At 42.8% G+C, this 15,336-nt stretch carries 13 protein-coding genes; 10 read left to right on the top strand and 3 right to left on the bottom strand.

Annotated elements, in window-relative coordinates:
• Positions 1–244 precede the first annotated feature (244 nt).
• The 10 genes from ACQEXT_RS08585 (at position 245) to ACQEXT_RS08540 (ending at position 11,169) form a co-directional block, all read left to right on the top strand.
• A complete protein-coding gene (locus ACQEXT_RS08585; RefSeq protein WP_426951527.1) occupies positions 245–1,426 on the top strand; it encodes a TcpQ domain-containing protein in 1,182 nt (393 codons plus the stop codon).
• A gap of 11 nt (positions 1,427–1,437) precedes the next feature.
• Positions 1,438–3,066, top strand: coding sequence for a hypothetical protein (locus ACQEXT_RS08580; protein ID WP_426951525.1), 1,629 nt, complete (start codon positions 1,438–1,440; stop codon positions 3,064–3,066).
• Positions 3,067–3,069: 3 nt separating this feature from the next.
• Entirely contained in the window at positions 3,070–4,716 is a 1,647-nt protein-coding gene (locus ACQEXT_RS08575; RefSeq protein ID WP_426951524.1) for a hypothetical protein, read from the top strand.
• Complete coding sequence (locus tag ACQEXT_RS08570) at positions 4,703–5,395, top strand: hypothetical protein (protein WP_426951522.1); 693 nt, start codon at positions 4,703–4,705, stop codon at positions 5,393–5,395. The genes ACQEXT_RS08575 and ACQEXT_RS08570 overlap by 14 nt, the downstream gene beginning before the upstream one ends.
• A 2-nt stretch (positions 5,396–5,397) precedes the next feature.
• Entirely contained in the window at positions 5,398–7,107 is a 1,710-nt protein-coding gene (locus ACQEXT_RS08565; RefSeq protein WP_426951521.1) for a GspE/PulE family protein, read from the top strand.
• Positions 7,104–8,270 (top strand): hypothetical protein, encoded by a 1,167-nt coding sequence (locus ACQEXT_RS08560; RefSeq protein WP_426951520.1) that lies wholly within the window; start codon positions 7,104–7,106, stop codon positions 8,268–8,270. Before ACQEXT_RS08565 ends, ACQEXT_RS08560 begins: the two co-directional genes overlap by 4 nt.
• A gap of 35 nt (positions 8,271–8,305) precedes the next feature.
• A complete protein-coding gene (locus ACQEXT_RS08555) occupies positions 8,306–8,872 on the top strand; it encodes a hypothetical protein (RefSeq protein WP_426951519.1) in 567 nt (188 codons plus the stop codon).
• A gap of 99 nt (positions 8,873–8,971) precedes the next feature.
• Positions 8,972–10,312 carry a type II secretion system protein gene (locus ACQEXT_RS08550; protein WP_426951518.1) on the top strand — a complete coding sequence of 447 codons (1,341 nt, stop codon included), beginning with the start codon at positions 8,972–8,974 and terminating at the stop codon, positions 10,310–10,312.
• A 42-nt stretch (positions 10,313–10,354) separates the two neighbouring features.
• Positions 10,355–10,687 (top strand): outer membrane protein assembly factor BamE domain-containing protein, encoded by a 333-nt coding sequence (gene bamE, locus ACQEXT_RS08545; protein WP_426951516.1) that lies wholly within the window; start codon positions 10,355–10,357, stop codon positions 10,685–10,687.
• Between the two features lie 41 nt (positions 10,688–10,728).
• Complete coding sequence (locus tag ACQEXT_RS08540; RefSeq protein ID WP_426951515.1) at positions 10,729–11,169, top strand: hypothetical protein; 441 nt, start codon at positions 10,729–10,731, stop codon at positions 11,167–11,169.
• Positions 11,170–11,216: 47 nt separating this feature from the next.
• Here the strand turns inward: ACQEXT_RS08540 and ACQEXT_RS08535 are convergent, their stop codons facing one another.
• From ACQEXT_RS08535 to ACQEXT_RS08525, 3 genes are read right to left on the bottom strand one after another with little or no spacing between them, the layout of a single operon-like run.
• Positions 11,217–12,029 carry a hypothetical protein gene (locus ACQEXT_RS08535; protein ID WP_426951514.1) on the bottom strand — a complete coding sequence of 271 codons (813 nt, stop codon included), beginning with the start codon at positions 12,027–12,029 and terminating at the stop codon, positions 11,217–11,219.
• Positions 12,030–12,037: 8 nt separating this feature from the next.
• On the bottom strand, positions 12,038–14,710 hold the full coding sequence (locus tag ACQEXT_RS08530) for a hypothetical protein (protein ID WP_426951513.1): 2,673 nt from the start codon (positions 14,708–14,710) through the stop codon (positions 12,038–12,040).
• Positions 14,703–15,335, bottom strand: a complete 633-nt coding sequence (locus ACQEXT_RS08525) for a hypothetical protein (RefSeq protein ID WP_426951512.1) — start codon at positions 15,333–15,335, stop codon at positions 14,703–14,705. Before ACQEXT_RS08525 ends, ACQEXT_RS08530 begins: the two co-directional genes overlap by 8 nt.
• Position 15,336 lies beyond the last annotated feature (1 nt).

The following is a 15,336-nucleotide window of genomic DNA, read 5'->3' as shown; positions in this document are numbered from 1 at the left end:
GTACCGCTTCCCATTCTTGGCTATTTCCCCTCAATGAGCATGTTATATCTTGCACTTGGCTGGTGGGTAGTGGCCGGAATATTGGCATACTATGATCGTTCTATGATGGACATTATTAAAATATTCTGGCACCGACGTTCTAAGACGTGCCATTCAAGACTCAAAAACAATCGATGAAATTAATCGTTGATTGTCATGTGATATATAATACAATTACTAGTATATGGATTAAGGAATGGACGTTATGATTTCACTCAAATGTCGAATGCTAACTCTAGCATCGCTCATAGCATGTAATGCTTCTGCTGGTGTTTACGTGTCGTATGACTCAGTTGCCACCCCTCTTGACCGTCAAATGCAAATAGCCCAAATGGAACATACAGCTGCATCAACTGCAGCCATTGAGCGTAGTGCTCAAACGACCGAGTTTGTGATGGGAGAGCTGGTTAAATACAACAAAGAGACCGCTGCACTGGCCAGTGAAAAAATGGAACGAGTCTACAATGAGCGTACCGCTTTGATTCAAGATCGTAACCAATTGACATACGACCAAAACCAATTGATCGCTGAAAAGAAAGCGTTGGAAAGCCAGCGTTACCAAATGGAAAAGCAATATCAAGACAAAAATCTTGCTCTAATTGCACGTAACGCGGCGACGCAACAATCAATCCTCGAAGAGCAGAAGTTGCAGCAACAAGACTTCTACAATACGCAGCAACGCATCCAAAGCGACACGCTAGCTCTCCAGCAACAGGTCAAAGAAGCAAGCGATGATCTGCTAGCGGAACAATTAAAGCTTAACTCCCCATCAAATGTGATCGTAATTGCGTCAAAGCAAGCGAGCAATGTAAAAGCGACTGTCCAACCCCAAGACCTTGCAAGCATGGACAATGTATCCCCTACCTCGACGCTCGCGCCTTTAGTCAACATGAACGAATTCATTCGTCAAATTCTACCGGCTGGATGGCGTTACACACCACCAGCAGGCAGCAGCAACAAATACATCTCATTGGTGCAAGGAAAGGATTGGAAATCAATCATTACAACAATTGGGGTTCAACATCCTTACCTACAAATCGCTATCGATCCTTATGCTAAAACACTAGCTATTCACGATTCTCACGCAACTAAACGAACTCGCACAATTGAGCCAATGAGAACGTGGCAAGTTTCCCCAGCAAAGTCGTTAAAAGAAACAATCAATGATTTTGCGATTGAGTCAGGGTGGCAACTGATTTGGGACACTGAGAATGTCGATTATCCAATTCTCGCACACGCAGTTCTTAAAGGTGATTTTTCGGGTGTCAATGGGGTTGTAAATCAACTGATGCTTAGCACTCAAAACCAAGACTTTCCACTAGTAGCTAAGTGGGCTGAACAAAACAAAGTTGTGCGTATTCAACGCCGTAAATCAAGACAAAAATAGGGGCCCATTGCATGATTACTTTTTCTAAAAAACCTTTAGCAGTCATGATAGCTGCCGTCATTGGTTTAGCTGGCTGTAGCAGTACGGATGAAATCGCAAGTAATGAAAGGATTGGCGATGACCAATCGAAACTCAGTCAAAGTGTCGCGGGTCAATATGATTTCAACACAGACCAACTAAAAAAGGCACCATTCGAGTACATGGACACCTTTGATGTACTTGGTGGTGCATTTGAAACAGTGATTGAACAGCCCCTGCCCCCAGCATTTGATGACGTAATGAACTTCTCTCGTCAAGACGACATTGATTTACAGACCTTAATCCAAAAGATCAATCGTCGTTACCAAAAATATGGCATTGTCGTAAACATTGCAGAGGATGCAAGGGTGTATCTAGAAAGTGCATTTTCCTCTCAAGAGCAAGCTTCGGCGGATATTGCAAGTAGCGACGATAGTACTGGTGTCATTGATATCGCCACTCTGGATACCGCAGCTCTGGAGAACCAAACAATTACCAATGGGTTCTCAATGAAATTCAACGTATCAGGTCTGAGTCTGCGTCATGCTATGGACCTAATCACCGCAAACACGAATACATGGTGGCGTTACGAAAACAATAGAGTAACGATCTATCGCACTGAACCAATGACGTTTTTGGTAGACGCAAATGGAGTTACATACACCAAGAGCTTCAATCAGTCTGCTACAACTAACGCAGCAGAAAACAGTAGTGGCTCTACCTTTACGGCTCAAGATGAAACCAAAAACGCATTGGAGCAAATTAAATCACAGGTCGAGTTGATGTTAACGACTAGTGGAAAGGTATTTGTCAATGAACATGACCACAGCATTACAGTCAAAGATACTCCACCTAGTCTTAAAAAAATCGAAACCTTCCTGAAAGATTATAACCTCCGCTCAACAACCTCATACGGTGTGGTAGTTGACGTATTTGAAATCATTACAGATTTAAGTGAGAACCAATCTCTTGATTGGGAGGTCGCATTTGAAACAGCTGGCACAGGTAAGTTTGGGCTTGGATCTCCATCAGTAATTCCAGACGCATTATTAGGAACATTGTCAGCTAACGTTATAACAGGCAATTGGAACATTGATGCTGCGGTTGAGATGGTTCATAAAAATGCTTCAATCTACAGCCATATTCGGAAAAGCAGCAAAACCAAGAATGCCATACCAACCATTGTGAGCAGCTTAGAAGACCAAGGTATCGTGTCAGGTCGCAGTGTCACTGTAACGTCAGATGGTTTTTCTCAAGAATCGATAGAGACCAAACTAATTGACGAAGGTTTCAGCATTACCACAACACCTAGAATTACTTCCATGGGACGCATAGATCTCGATGTAGTCGTAAATACAAAGGTTATTAAAAATGTTGAAAAAGTGGGCACATCCGACCAAGAGATCCAATTGGAAGAAACTCGCAGACAAAACAACCGAGCAAACGTCATTCTCCGTGATGGTGATACTACTGTGGTTAGTGCTTATGAGCGTAACCTTACCTCTGCAGACATTGCATCATTAGCAAAACAGTTCCCTTGGTGGACTGGCGGTAGCAATGGGGCTCGCCGTTATAAATCCAATCTAATTGTCGTCGTGAGACCTACTATATTGGAGCGTTAAGCTATGACGACATTTTTCCGAGTGAAAGGCACTGCCTTTGAATATCTAGTTTCTGATTTACATTGGAAGAACTTACACGGCGTTGAAAGTAATAGTAAATACATCACGCAAGTTGACCCTCTATTCAAACGTTATACCTCAATGGGGGTTAGAGAAACGTTTGGAAAAACAATGGCTCTAGGAGTTGTAGCCAAAGAAAATGAGATGCCTGTAGAACCCCAAAAAGGGTTATCTCTCGCGTTTGCGTTCCGCCAACACGCCCTCCTAGAACAACAAGGCAATCCATTTAAAGAGAGTGACCGACACGATAGCATGGCGATCTATATCGCCAAAGTCCAAGACGATTCTTGGAGTATTACTGGTGTATCTCATGGCCGCATTACTATCGATACGGCCTTCAGAACAAAAGAAACTGATAACGAAAATACGGCGAATAGTTCAACACCGTCGGCACTTGAGAATAATGCTCTCACAATATGCGAGAAGATTGCTGACCAATATCTCAATGAAAGAGACGCATTTAACATACGTCTGACGACTATAGGCCTTAGCGAAGTCGAACATGATGAGCTAATTCCCCTAGTGAAAGACGGTTTGAATAGCTTTGGTGACGCTTGCCTATTTGATGATATTGCATTCATCCCTACCCCAATCCATCAATTTATTGATGAATTGGGTCCACAAAAATCATGGTTTATTGGAAACATCAAACGCTTTAATCAAAAGGAAAGTCGAGCCTTATACAAATACGTAGGCATCACAATCCTCTTGTGCGGTGCTGCTTACATTGCATCAGACGTTATTTTTACTAAAAAACCAGAAGTAAGTAACAGTGTATGGGATACCCAAAAGACCGTATCAGCCACGCCTGTTCCAAAGCCGAAGAGTGCCTTACCTACATCAAATCAAGCAGACGAAGACCGAGATATAGTCGTTCGTCTAAAACAACAAGAAGTCGATTGGTATGTTGATTACATCCGAAAGTTCGGCTTCAACACTGCTATGACTATGAGAGATGCGTTGGGATCAGCCCCTATCTCAATCGCAGGGTACGAAATGACAAACGCCTCATACGAACGCCTACACCAAGTAGGAAAGCCATATCTCGGAGAGGTCATTCTGCTACGCTATATTCGCGCAGATCATACAGCTCGTATTACTGACTTTATGCAAGCAATTACTAGCGAGAATCAAAGTATACGGGTAAGGGATAAAGATGTTGCGCTAGACGGTCAAACCGTTGTTGCAGTGTTGGATATTCCAAATCCCAAGCTTGAAGTTCCTTTCAAAATAAACAGTGCATACTTCCATCTGCCATCCTTCATCGCTGAACTTCAAAGTTTTCAATCGTTTAACTTTATTCGTAGTTGGGGTATTGCAACAAGAAAAGAAAATAACAGACCGCATCCAATCGATGAGAACCTGTTTCGAAGTGTTCAACGACATTATCACAACGAAGAAATGAAGGAACAAGACATGCTATCTGATATTACGACTTACAGAGTGACAATCAATAGTGACTTTCTACATTCCTTCGACTCTATTAATCAGATTTTGCAAGCAAACCAAAGTGCGCTTATCGAGGCCTTTTCATACGACGTCGCCACGTCAGCACTAACAACGGAGATTACAGTGTATGACATTAATTAACAAAACGATTCTTGCGGCTATGGTATCAATCATGGCAATTCCTGCACATGCAACCGTAATTACGCTTGAAGAGGCTGAAGCAAAGCGTATTGAGATAATGAACTCTGACAGGTCTCTTAAGGACAAACTTGAAGAGCTAAGAACTCTCAATCAAATACTGGAAGAGAACGAGAAAATTCTGAATAGACTCGAAGTGAAACCAAAGCTTGTGCAGCCAGAAGAACCTAAAATCACGAGTGAGCCCGTCAATTATGCCCCACCCAAAGGTTGGGAAATGAACACTGTCTATGTGGCAGAGATATTTGGTATTGGTGGAGACATTACAGCGGAAATGTTTGTTGATGGCGAAGCCATTCCACCTGTAGATGTCGTAATGGCCAAGGAAAGCAAAGAGAAATTTGGCTCTTTTGTAATTACCTCTTATACCCCTACTAGCATTACGTTTATGAATACCAATACTAAGGAGTCGTTCATACGCCGTGTGACTAGTGCAGAGCAGATAGCTAAGAAAATAGAGCACAATAATAAGCTGAAGCAACAATACCAAGAGAGATACGCTATCGGGACTCTCGAAGCAAGTCTGGAGAACTTTGTTGATACCAATCGTAGCCCTATTGAAGTGAACTACGAAACTAAAGCTGTTACCCCCCCTGTCTTCGATAGCATGCAAGGGAAGTAAGTATGACAGCAGAGTTCATTAGGCAGAACTTTTCAGATGAAATCTCTTCACTTGACCAACTCGGTGAGGCTAGTGAAGTCTACACTGCGGAACAAATGGCGTTAGGTGGAGAGTACGCTCGTTCTGTTGTTGGCTTGATGTCAGCGTCGTTCCACAAAGGCAGTGCTGAGAGAAATAGCCACTCAAGAGTCTGCTTCGTTTTAATGACTCATGAACTCGAATCTAAACTAGATAACACGGATGAATATCGAGATGTTTGCCTAGTAATCCGAGATGCAATACGACAGAAAAACTCTGGCCATAAAGTGCATGTGGAGTTTTTTTCGACAGTCGAAGATATTGTGCTTAATGGTATCGATCTTGGTGGTAAGAAAAGCGGCGAAGAAGCTCGAAATGACACTGAGAAAGAAATTGACGATATGCTTCTGCAAGCGTTCAACATGAATGCATCGGATATTCATATTGAGTGTGGCGACCATGCTAACACAATTAAATTCCGCATTGATGGTGAGCTAGTGCAGTATGGTAATGACCGAAACAAGGGTACTCTGCATACATTGGTATCGGTCCTTTACTCATCACTCGCAGCAAAAGATGGTTCCATCCAAGGAACGGGATTTAACGCAAAAGATAAACTAGATGGTCAGCTTGTACGGCAAATATCCGACCGTAGGCTTGGGGCTCGTATTGCTTCCCATTCAACCAACAAGCAAGACAAGAATTTCTACATGGTACTGCGCTGCACTGGCGATCAAGACGCAGATGCAGAAAGAATTCCGTTTAAAAAGTTAGGGTTTCGCTACAACCAAATTGAACAGATCATCCATGCTACAAATGGTAAGGGTATCACTTTGCTGATTGGGGAAACGAACTCTGGCAAGTCTGTGACTCAAGAAAACCTTCTGATGGAAATCGATGCTTCCAGTAACGGCACTAAAAATATCTTGTCTGTGGAAGATCCTATAGAAAGAAATATTCGTGGAGTGAAACAGTTCACTCTAATCCAATCTGGAGTATCAAGTCATGAAAAAAAACAGATCGCGGTACAAGGACTTTTAAGTTTCATTGTACGTGCAGACCCTGACGACATAGCTATTGGTGAGATTAATAGTTCCTACACATGCGAAGCAGCAGTACAAAGCTCACTGACCGGACATAATGTTTTAGCGACACTCCACTGTGATAGTCCGTTCGATATTCCTGAACGACTGGCTGGGCTTGGTGCTAACTCGCGAGTACTACAAACAAGTGAGGTTTTAAAGCTTGCCGTCGCACAGAAGCTATTCAAAAGACTTTGCCCACACTGTTCTAAAACCATACAGCAAATTAACACCCCTTCTGCAATGCAATTCAATGCCATCGAACAGCTCGGGATGATGGGGCTTGGCCACTGGATTAAAGAAGTAAAATGGCGTAACCCCGAAGGTTGCTCGGAGTGTTCTAACCGAGGCATTAAAGGCCGTCAGTTAGTTGCAGAAGTAGTGCAGTTTACTCCAGAGATCCTCGCGTTAGTGGGGAAAGGTGACAAGGTTGCAGCTCGTGCAAAGTGGCTACAAAACAACAACTTCACTCGCTTCGATATCGCACTAAGTTACATCCGAGAAGGAAAGCTCGACCCTACTGACGTGATCGAACAGTTTCAGGCTCTTAATACAGCTTTTCTATTTCGAAATAATCATCAAATTGAGCATCCAAAGGTAGTTTATAAATGAATGATTTAATGAACAATATTCAAGTACGAGCTATTGCCACGCGCAACAGGCTACTTGCTAAGAAACCCCGAGATCATATAGCTAACTTGTTAACTCTGTGCATCAACACTCTGTACAAGACTATCTACCGCTCGCAAGTCATCAGCTATATGCAGTTTATCGTCTCTTTATCCGGTGGAATAAACGGCAAAGATTCGGGAGCCGCTTTTACGCAAATAACAGAACAATTGCATCAAAAGCTTGTCGAAGGTTTTCCTGAAAAATGGCAGAGGCCTGTGGAGAAGCATCTATACAAGGCAATTTACGAGCGCTCTATATCTCCCACTCCCGAGATTGCCTACAGCTTGCAACCATTTCTTACAAAAACCGATTGTATGGTGCTCGGCGCTACAAGTGAACCAATCGCTGGACTAGATGTAATCATCAAGCAAGGTGACTCTAGGAAACGGATTATGGCGGTAGTTAGAGCTTCAATGAGGGACCCCTTGTTATACCTAGTAATGACAATTGGCATTGCATGGTTCACACAAGACACCTTCGTTAGAGAAACAATGAAGATTATCGATAGTTTGGGCGCTAGAGTTCCGCAAGAGCTAACAACTTTCAGCAATATCAATAACGCCATATTAAATAACCTTGAGTTAGGTGTATTGGTGCTGATTTTAACTGTGGCTGGATATAGCTGGTCAGCAAACAACCTTTCTGGAACTGCGAGGACATTTATAGAGAAACTCCCATTGATTGGGATGCCATTAAAGCAGTCAAGGTTGATTCAATCAGGCCTATTTCTTCAGTCAATAGCTCTGCTGTACAAGTCTGGCGTAAATACAAAGCAATCTCTAAAGGCTATATCAAAGAATTCGTCACGATTCATGGTATCAAAACTAAATGAAATGGAAAAAACGCACAGTGAGACTGGCTCAGATATAGAGGCATTCAGAAACGACCTTTTCGACAAAGACACGCAATTTAGACTTAGCGTTTATTTCGAACTAAGCGATCCAACATCCAATATGGATAAAATCGCGACCACTATCTTAGAAGGAATTGAACAAAAAATTATTAGCTTTACCAAGAACGTCAACTTTGCGGCACTCATTGCCTTTGGCTTGTACCTAACACTATTCGTGATTGCCACTATGTCTATGGGATCTATCAGATAGACCTACCAACACCTAAAACTCGAAAGGATAAACAAATGAATACAAAAGTACGTGTAAAAAATGGGAAAAAGCAGTCTGGTGTAACACTGTTACAGTTCGCACTAGTTGCCATCCTAGGTACAGGTATTGCTACTTACACTTACACCCAATACCAGCAGAACCAACGTTCGCAGCAATCTGAGCAAATGATGGACTCGCTTGTAGGCTTTTTTGCAAAAGTTAAAGTAGTAAAACAGCAATGGGGAACTTATCAAGGCTTCTCCAATACGTCTGTATGGAACAGTGACGAGTACCTTCCTGCAACTATGAAGTCGGCTGTTAGAGACCAGTTCGTAACTCCATACTCACAAAATGGAATTACATTTGGTACGACAAATACTGCAACTGACCTTAGTGGCACATCAACCACACTTACTAACGGATACGTAACTGCAGTCATTGCAAATATCCCCGCAGAGCGCTGTATAGATGAGGTCGAAAACTACATTGATAAAGTCATTCAAGTGAACGTTGGTACAACTCGAATCTCGGGTAAAGCAGCGATGGATACTGCATGTGCTGCCATTACTGGTACAACCAATATTACGCTTATCGACTCGTAAGGGATTTGTATGCGAACTACGATACACCGATGTCAAAATAGGCAACGAGGCAACTTTCTCGTAAACTTTGCTCTTGCTGCTATTTTGTTTAGTTCTTTAATGCTCAGCTGGCAATCGAAGCAAGTTGAAGATATCAAAAACACCGCATACGAGACCCAAGCAAAACGACTTGGAGAGATCGCAAATGCAGTAGTTCGCTACATATCGAGTGCAGGCGATCCAGCAACCGGTTTGCTCGCCCCCCATGAACAATTTAGTACAGCGGGACAACCCTTTAACAATGGTGCTGTTCATGTTGGGCTAAGCTGGTTGAAGCAAACCACCTGTTCAGGTGGTTTGGCTCCAAGCAACTACTTACCGTGTGACTACGTCGAACGGCCTATTGTTGGTGATGACCAAGTGTATCGATTCACTGTCAATAATGATGGAACTAACTTAGTCGTGTCTTTCCAGTATCTCGACCGCTCGAACACTGCGAGAGGGGTGGTTATTCGCGGCAATGTCGAACCCTTGGTTGCAGCCACTTTATCAACAAAAGCAGAAGGTGCAGTATCGTTTAGTTCTGCAGGCGCTACCAACACATTCTTTCGAGTTGATCCTGTTAGCGCTATTATTTCGATGGAAATCGGCCTAAACATCGCAAATACACCCTATCAACGTACAGATGGTCGTTCACCTATTACTGGTGATGAGCATCTAACAAATGGGGCGTCGATTATTTTTGACTCGGCAGGCGATGTTCGAGGGGCAAACATCGTTAGTGCCGAACGATTTTCGGCATATGACCGAGCATCCAATACGGTCTCAACTACGCGCTTTTTAGAACCTGACGGCACCAGTGAAATAGAGTCTCTTAATGCTGCAGAAGAGATCACAACTAAATCTCTTCGGTCAGACAATAGCTATCTCGAAAGTATCCAAACCGACTATTTTGAGCAGTTAGATGCAAATATCCAAAACATAATCGCTGGTGAACTACGTGTCGGAAACGCCACTAACCATACAACGTTAAGTGAAGGGCATATTTTTACTACAGGTAATATCTATGATGCCAATGACCCTAACTATCTAATTGATATTGATGGGACGAGTCGATTTCAAGATATCGCACTTGGCGCACTCAACGAAGCTCGATTATCAGAAAGGCTACCCAATTTCGTTCAAAAAGGGGCTGTAGTCACGACCGCTAACACTTCAGTTCCTATGCCGACTTGTGGAGCTACGGGGGCTGCTCGAATGATATTAATTCCTATCAAGTGGACAACATACTTTCTTGATGAGGGCAATATCACTATCAATAACAATATTAACGAATTCTATGCAGATGAATCCGGCTCAAACTGGATTACAAGAATGAAGACTTACAGCGCACAAACTAGAGCTTACATAGACGATGTAAATGCGGTCGGTCTTGCAAACATCTATTGCTACTATCCGTAATTGTGCTACTATTAACTAGTCATTTTGGGAATCAAGAAGATTATGCAGTTTTTCAGTAAAAGTATCCTGACAACATTGCTTTTGACATCGGCTCTAGTTGGTTGTGCAACTCCTGAACAAACAGGTAGGCCAATCAACTTTGCAAAGCTGGAAAGATTATCAGTTGGTCTATCAACACAGCAAACCGTGAAAGAAGTATTTGGATATCCTCAAGCAATTGAATATCCTGATAACAGAACGATTTATCGTTATCGTTATAGCTATAAAGACAATTCGGAAATCTACAAGCAAGGAGTAGATTTTGTCTTCAACAAACAACAACGTTTGATTGACATAACTGTGAACGACGCTGAAGAGTATCAGCCTCTAAATTAGTGATACACGTTACGCCATCAGACAGAGCATAAGGACAGAATATGACACGATTATTGTACTATTTAGTCGGTGTTCCAATGGTGGCGTTCACCCTCTTATACACTTCGTTAGTTCGTCGTTTCTTTTACGCGCTACCAATTGCGTTCACAAAACTACTAGGTGTGTTGATTCCAAGCAATGGGACTAACATTTTTGCACGAATTGCTGTGTGCGCGACCATTATCATCTTGGGCGTAGGAAATTACTTCTTTAATCATGCCTCAACGCTATATCTTCTCTACTTAAACAACTTAGGGAAACTGTGGGACAGAGGAATTGACCGCATTACGACGTTAGACGGCCTCACAATGAGCCCTTTTGAATTTGGTGGTATGGCTATTACTTTGGGTCTTAGAACGCCATCACAGCACGTAGCGGCAGGATTAATGCTATTCGCAGCAAGTATTTTGTTGGCCAAAGTTATTGATTCCAAATTGAAGTAACCACTAAGGGCAATTAAAAAAGGGAGCGTGTGCTCCCTTTTTTTGCATCAGAACTCCTTAAAGAATGGAAACCATGCATCTCGCCTAAATGCTTTTAGTGCTTTGTGAAAATCACTTTGAAGCATGAAGCGATCATGAGAAAGCGCAAATGAGTGGTATGCATAGGCATAGTAAAAGTAGGCAAACAGTAATGTCGTTGACATTAAGTACAAGTTATTTAGCAGGGCTAGAAAGGAAAGCTGCTCTACAAATATAAGTTCATATGTATCCACAATATAACCAATGAGCAAACCTAAGAACGCAACCATCATCACCAGTAGCACGAATCGAATTTTGGCAAAGTTACCCTCAATTCGTTGAGCCATCACGTCAGGATGTTCAATCGATTGGAGAGTCTTGCGGATCGGAAGATTCTGATGCCCAAGCCAGTCCAAGCTGTCAATTGATTCATGGCCACGGTACAAAAGTACCAAGTCATTCTTGATTGTTCCAAGATAGTTCCTGTAGAGCGGCTGATTGCTACGCAGATGCACGAGAGTGCAACCATCAATCAACTGCCACCCCCACTTACCGACTTTATAAGCAATGCTTTGGTGATTTACCGTCACTTTAACTTCAATTGGTGGTGGGCTATTTTCCAATACTGTCTGAGTTGACGGCGGTAATGCCGGTGGAACATGAATATTAATCTGATCGATGTTTTGTTGCACGTTAACCTGAGTCGCCTTCACTTCCCTATCAATGGGAGTTAAAGGCAAAGTAGGTTCGTTAGATTGCGCAACACTATCTCCTGTGGGACTTTGCTGCTCCAAAGTATTCAGCACCGCTTGAACCGAAACAGGATCGATTTTGTCTTTCATTTCATTGCTCATGCGTTAACGTTATTCCATGGGTTTTGTTTAGGATTGCTAGACGGTTCGGTTGAACTGCGCGAATTTGACGATTGAGGTGATTGCGTTGAATTTGAGCCTGTACGGTTGACTGATTTAGCGAGGTCATCAAGCTTGCCTGACAACTGACTAAACCCGCTAGTTGACGCTTGGATGTCATCATGGTTCGAACCAAACGCACCACCAACCAAATGGGTAGACACCCATACACCAACAGTATCGACGATATTTCCAATTACCTTGAACGCATACAGGCACAAGAAAAAGGCGAAAAGGACGTAACCAATAAAAAATGCAAACACCCAAAATATACCGTCCAACAGCGATAGATTGTCGAACTTATTTAGGAATGTCCCTATCCAGATCAGGTTAAGTACAGAAAGCCCAACATAAGCAATTGTAAGGTGAAATATGAAGCCTACAACAATCAGAGCCTGACGTATGAATATCCCATAAACCAGACTGACAATACGCTCAGTATCAGGCGCAAACACCCCGTCCCCTTTTGGAAGAGCCATTAAAATAGCGCCAAAGTTTATAGATGCAGCTGCTGCTCCAATTGCGTACAAAATACCTACAATGATAAATACCCAACCGCCAACGGGAATCAATGGAACTGCGTAGGTAATTGCAAGGCTTGAAGTGACTAGAATGCCATAGAGCGTAATAACAACATCTACTATCTCTGCTGCTGTATTAGATAAAATTGTTGAGCCTAGTGTTACCCAAAATGTGACGAACGAAAATCCCATACCTACGGGACTAGACATCATTCCATGAGCAGCTGCAGTTGTTGTGAGCTTGATAGCCTCGACAAAAGACTTAAGTAATACGTAAACACTTTTCACTAAGAAGGCTAAATCTCGCGTTTCTTGTCCCAATTGTGTAAGGAGTGAGAATGGACTTGTAGTACCATTTAAGTCGAGCATTATTGCATCGTTACCAGCTAGCAGGGAGCGATCCATTGAAATGCCTCCACCGACTACAGCATTGTCGTTACCAAACCAAAGACTAGCTGACCAGACATTTTCTATCAGGTTAATTAATCCGACTAATAGAAAGTCGACATCAGCACCATTCATAGGGTTATCTTGGCTTGCTGCAGAGAAAAAGCTGCGCCACATACCTTTTTCGACGGGAACTGAACCAGTGCTAGTAGTAATCGTATCTGGTAATGTTACTTTTGCTTTTGTAGCTGCATGGGCTACTACAACATTGAAACCTTCAATTACATGCTGAGATGCTTCACAAAGGAAACGTTCGTCACTAAACACGCTAGCCACTGCATTCCAGCCTCGCTGCAAAATATTTGCATCCTGACACAAGCGTGCTTGCTCGATATCGCTATTTGCAAGAGAAAACGAATTCAATTGACGGCCACTGGCATACATGACTTCTGAAAGGTTGTGGAACACTGACCAGAACATTCCAGCTGAGATGTAATCACTCATGTGGTCATTCCAAAGTTTTTCAGAAAAACCTTCTAAACTCCCTCCACTATCTTCTACGCCAGTAATCTCCGCATAGAACCTTTTTGATGTTTCACTGGCTATCGAGCGCTGTTTGTAGCTCAGATAGATTGCAAGGTAGTTTAGTGCGTCAGTTGTCGCAGCAACGCGCTCTTCAAGAGACTTGGCTGATGCTGACTGGAGACCACCAGCATTTATTGTCATCGTTGAATCTATGCTGTTATCTCCAGATTCTGAGATTGACGTTTCAACTAATGAGTCAGCGTTGGTTCCTGCAAACATTTGGTAATAGCGGTCAGCAAACACCTCATATATGTCTAAGGAACGAATTAGAGACATCTGAGATACATTGGTGGACACATTGCTTACATGCTTCAAACCTGCGTATAGAGAACGACTAAGGGTGCCAATAAATGAATCTGAATCTTCTTTGTTGATCTCGCTAAGACTCATGGAAAAATCACCACAATACGCTTTCGGCCCCCCCAGCATAACTTGCACCGTCGCTGGAGAAGTCATTGAGTCAACATTTGCTACATCGATTTCAGCTACGCTATCGATCCCAACAATACCACTTGTCGCGACGGAAGAATCATTAGATGAGACTACGTAGTATATCTTGCTTTGACCGTTGGCTACCCCAACATTCTTGAAGTAAAACTCGTTGCAAGTAAACGCCTTAGCCAGTTCGTTTGATTTCATTACCGTGTTATCAAGAGCAGGACTGCCCGACACATTGTATTTAAGCAAACTGCTTGTAGACATTTGATACATGACGTCAGCAACACCGCCTCCCCACAATGAGGCTTGGATAACTCCAACCTGACCTTGCGACACGGAAACGTTGTATTCATCTAGCTCACTCATTGCATAATTGGTAGGAAGTAACAACGCAACAGAAGCTAATACCCTCAAGTGCCAAAAAGGGCTTGTTTGCGATGCGATGACTCCTGTTGCTCCAGCCGAAATGATAGCCCTTCCACCCAAAAAGGTAACAAGAATGACGAAAGCAATGATCGCACAAACAGACAAAGTCGCTAATACAACCATGAAAGGTGAGACAGGGTGATCGATCGGAACATCTGCACTAGACAATTCATAGATCCACTCGCCAAACATAAGTGCAAGCCAGTGCATTATTGACGGGTTTAGCATTGCATCAAAAAGCGTATTTTCAAACACCGAAACCTCCTGTAATCATTTGCCAAGACTCGGTTGGCCTCATTAGCAACGCACCTATCGCTATTTGAATAACACATTGCCAGAATGTTTTCGGAGCACGTTGAGAGCCCAACTTGGCAAAGCTTACCCAACCGAGGAAGTAACAAATAGTTCCTGTAATAGCGAGCAACCCCGTAAAGAACTCGAAGAATGTTTCATTGATCGTTGCCTTTGTCCAAGAGCCATCTGCAAAAACGCCTAATTCGTAATGCACACAACCTGACATATCGTCCACTGAACAACTAATTGACCGAATGACTTCGATTGAATATGGCTCGAAGTTCCCTAGAAAGAGCGTATTACTGATGACAGCCTGCCCTAGTCCGAAACTCCCGAGGAATACACATGCCCCAAACTTAGCAAAAATCTCAACGGGCGATGCTTCTGACATCTGCATAGAACTCATTGAGTAATGGCCCGTTAAGGCTCGAACCTTTAAGAAACTCATACATGCAGATAAGAAATACACCGCAGACAATGCGAGAGCTAGACGCTCGAATAGGAAATAGAGAGCGGGGATATCTTTAGCTAATAGTATGTCTAAGACACGCTCTAAGTCAGAGACTGGCAGTTCATCTTCGTTCATA

The organism is Vibrio sp. TRT 29B02, assembly GCF_050113655.1.
Lineage (GTDB): Bacteria > Pseudomonadota > Gammaproteobacteria > Enterobacterales > Vibrionaceae > Vibrio.
Note: the sequence above shows the minus strand (reverse complement) of the source record. Positions and strands in the feature narration are given on the sequence as shown.

Bases quoted from the DNA above. Each gene is read 5' to 3' on its own strand.
- ACQEXT_RS08585 (WP_426951527.1), top strand. From the start codon at position 245: ATGATTTCACTCAAATGTCGAATGCTAACTCTAGCATCGCTCATAGCA.
- ACQEXT_RS08580 (WP_426951525.1), top strand. From the start codon at position 1,438: ATGATTACTTTTTCTAAAAAACCTTTAGCAGTCATGATAGCTGCCGTC.
- ACQEXT_RS08575 (WP_426951524.1), top strand. From the start codon at position 3,070: ATGACGACATTTTTCCGAGTGAAAGGCACTGCCTTTGAATATCTAGTT.
- ACQEXT_RS08570 (WP_426951522.1), top strand. From the start codon at position 4,703: ATGACATTAATTAACAAAACGATTCTTGCGGCTATGGTATCAATCATG.
- ACQEXT_RS08565 (WP_426951521.1), top strand. From the start codon at position 5,398: ATGACAGCAGAGTTCATTAGGCAGAACTTTTCAGATGAAATCTCTTCA.
- ACQEXT_RS08560 (WP_426951520.1), top strand. From the start codon at position 7,104: ATGAATGATTTAATGAACAATATTCAAGTACGAGCTATTGCCACGCGC.
- ACQEXT_RS08555 (WP_426951519.1), top strand. From the start codon at position 8,306: ATGAATACAAAAGTACGTGTAAAAAATGGGAAAAAGCAGTCTGGTGTA.
- ACQEXT_RS08550 (WP_426951518.1), top strand. From the start codon at position 8,972: ATGCTCAGCTGGCAATCGAAGCAAGTTGAAGATATCAAAAACACCGCA.
- bamE (WP_426951516.1), top strand. From the start codon at position 10,355: ATGCAGTTTTTCAGTAAAAGTATCCTGACAACATTGCTTTTGACATCG.
- ACQEXT_RS08540 (WP_426951515.1), top strand. From the start codon at position 10,729: ATGACACGATTATTGTACTATTTAGTCGGTGTTCCAATGGTGGCGTTC.
- ACQEXT_RS08535 (WP_426951514.1), bottom strand. From the start codon at position 12,029: ATGAAAGACAAAATCGATCCTGTTTCGGTTCAAGCGGTGCTGAATACT.
- ACQEXT_RS08525 (WP_426951512.1), bottom strand. From the start codon at position 15,335: ATGAACGAAGATGAACTGCCAGTCTCTGACTTAGAGCGTGTCTTAGAC.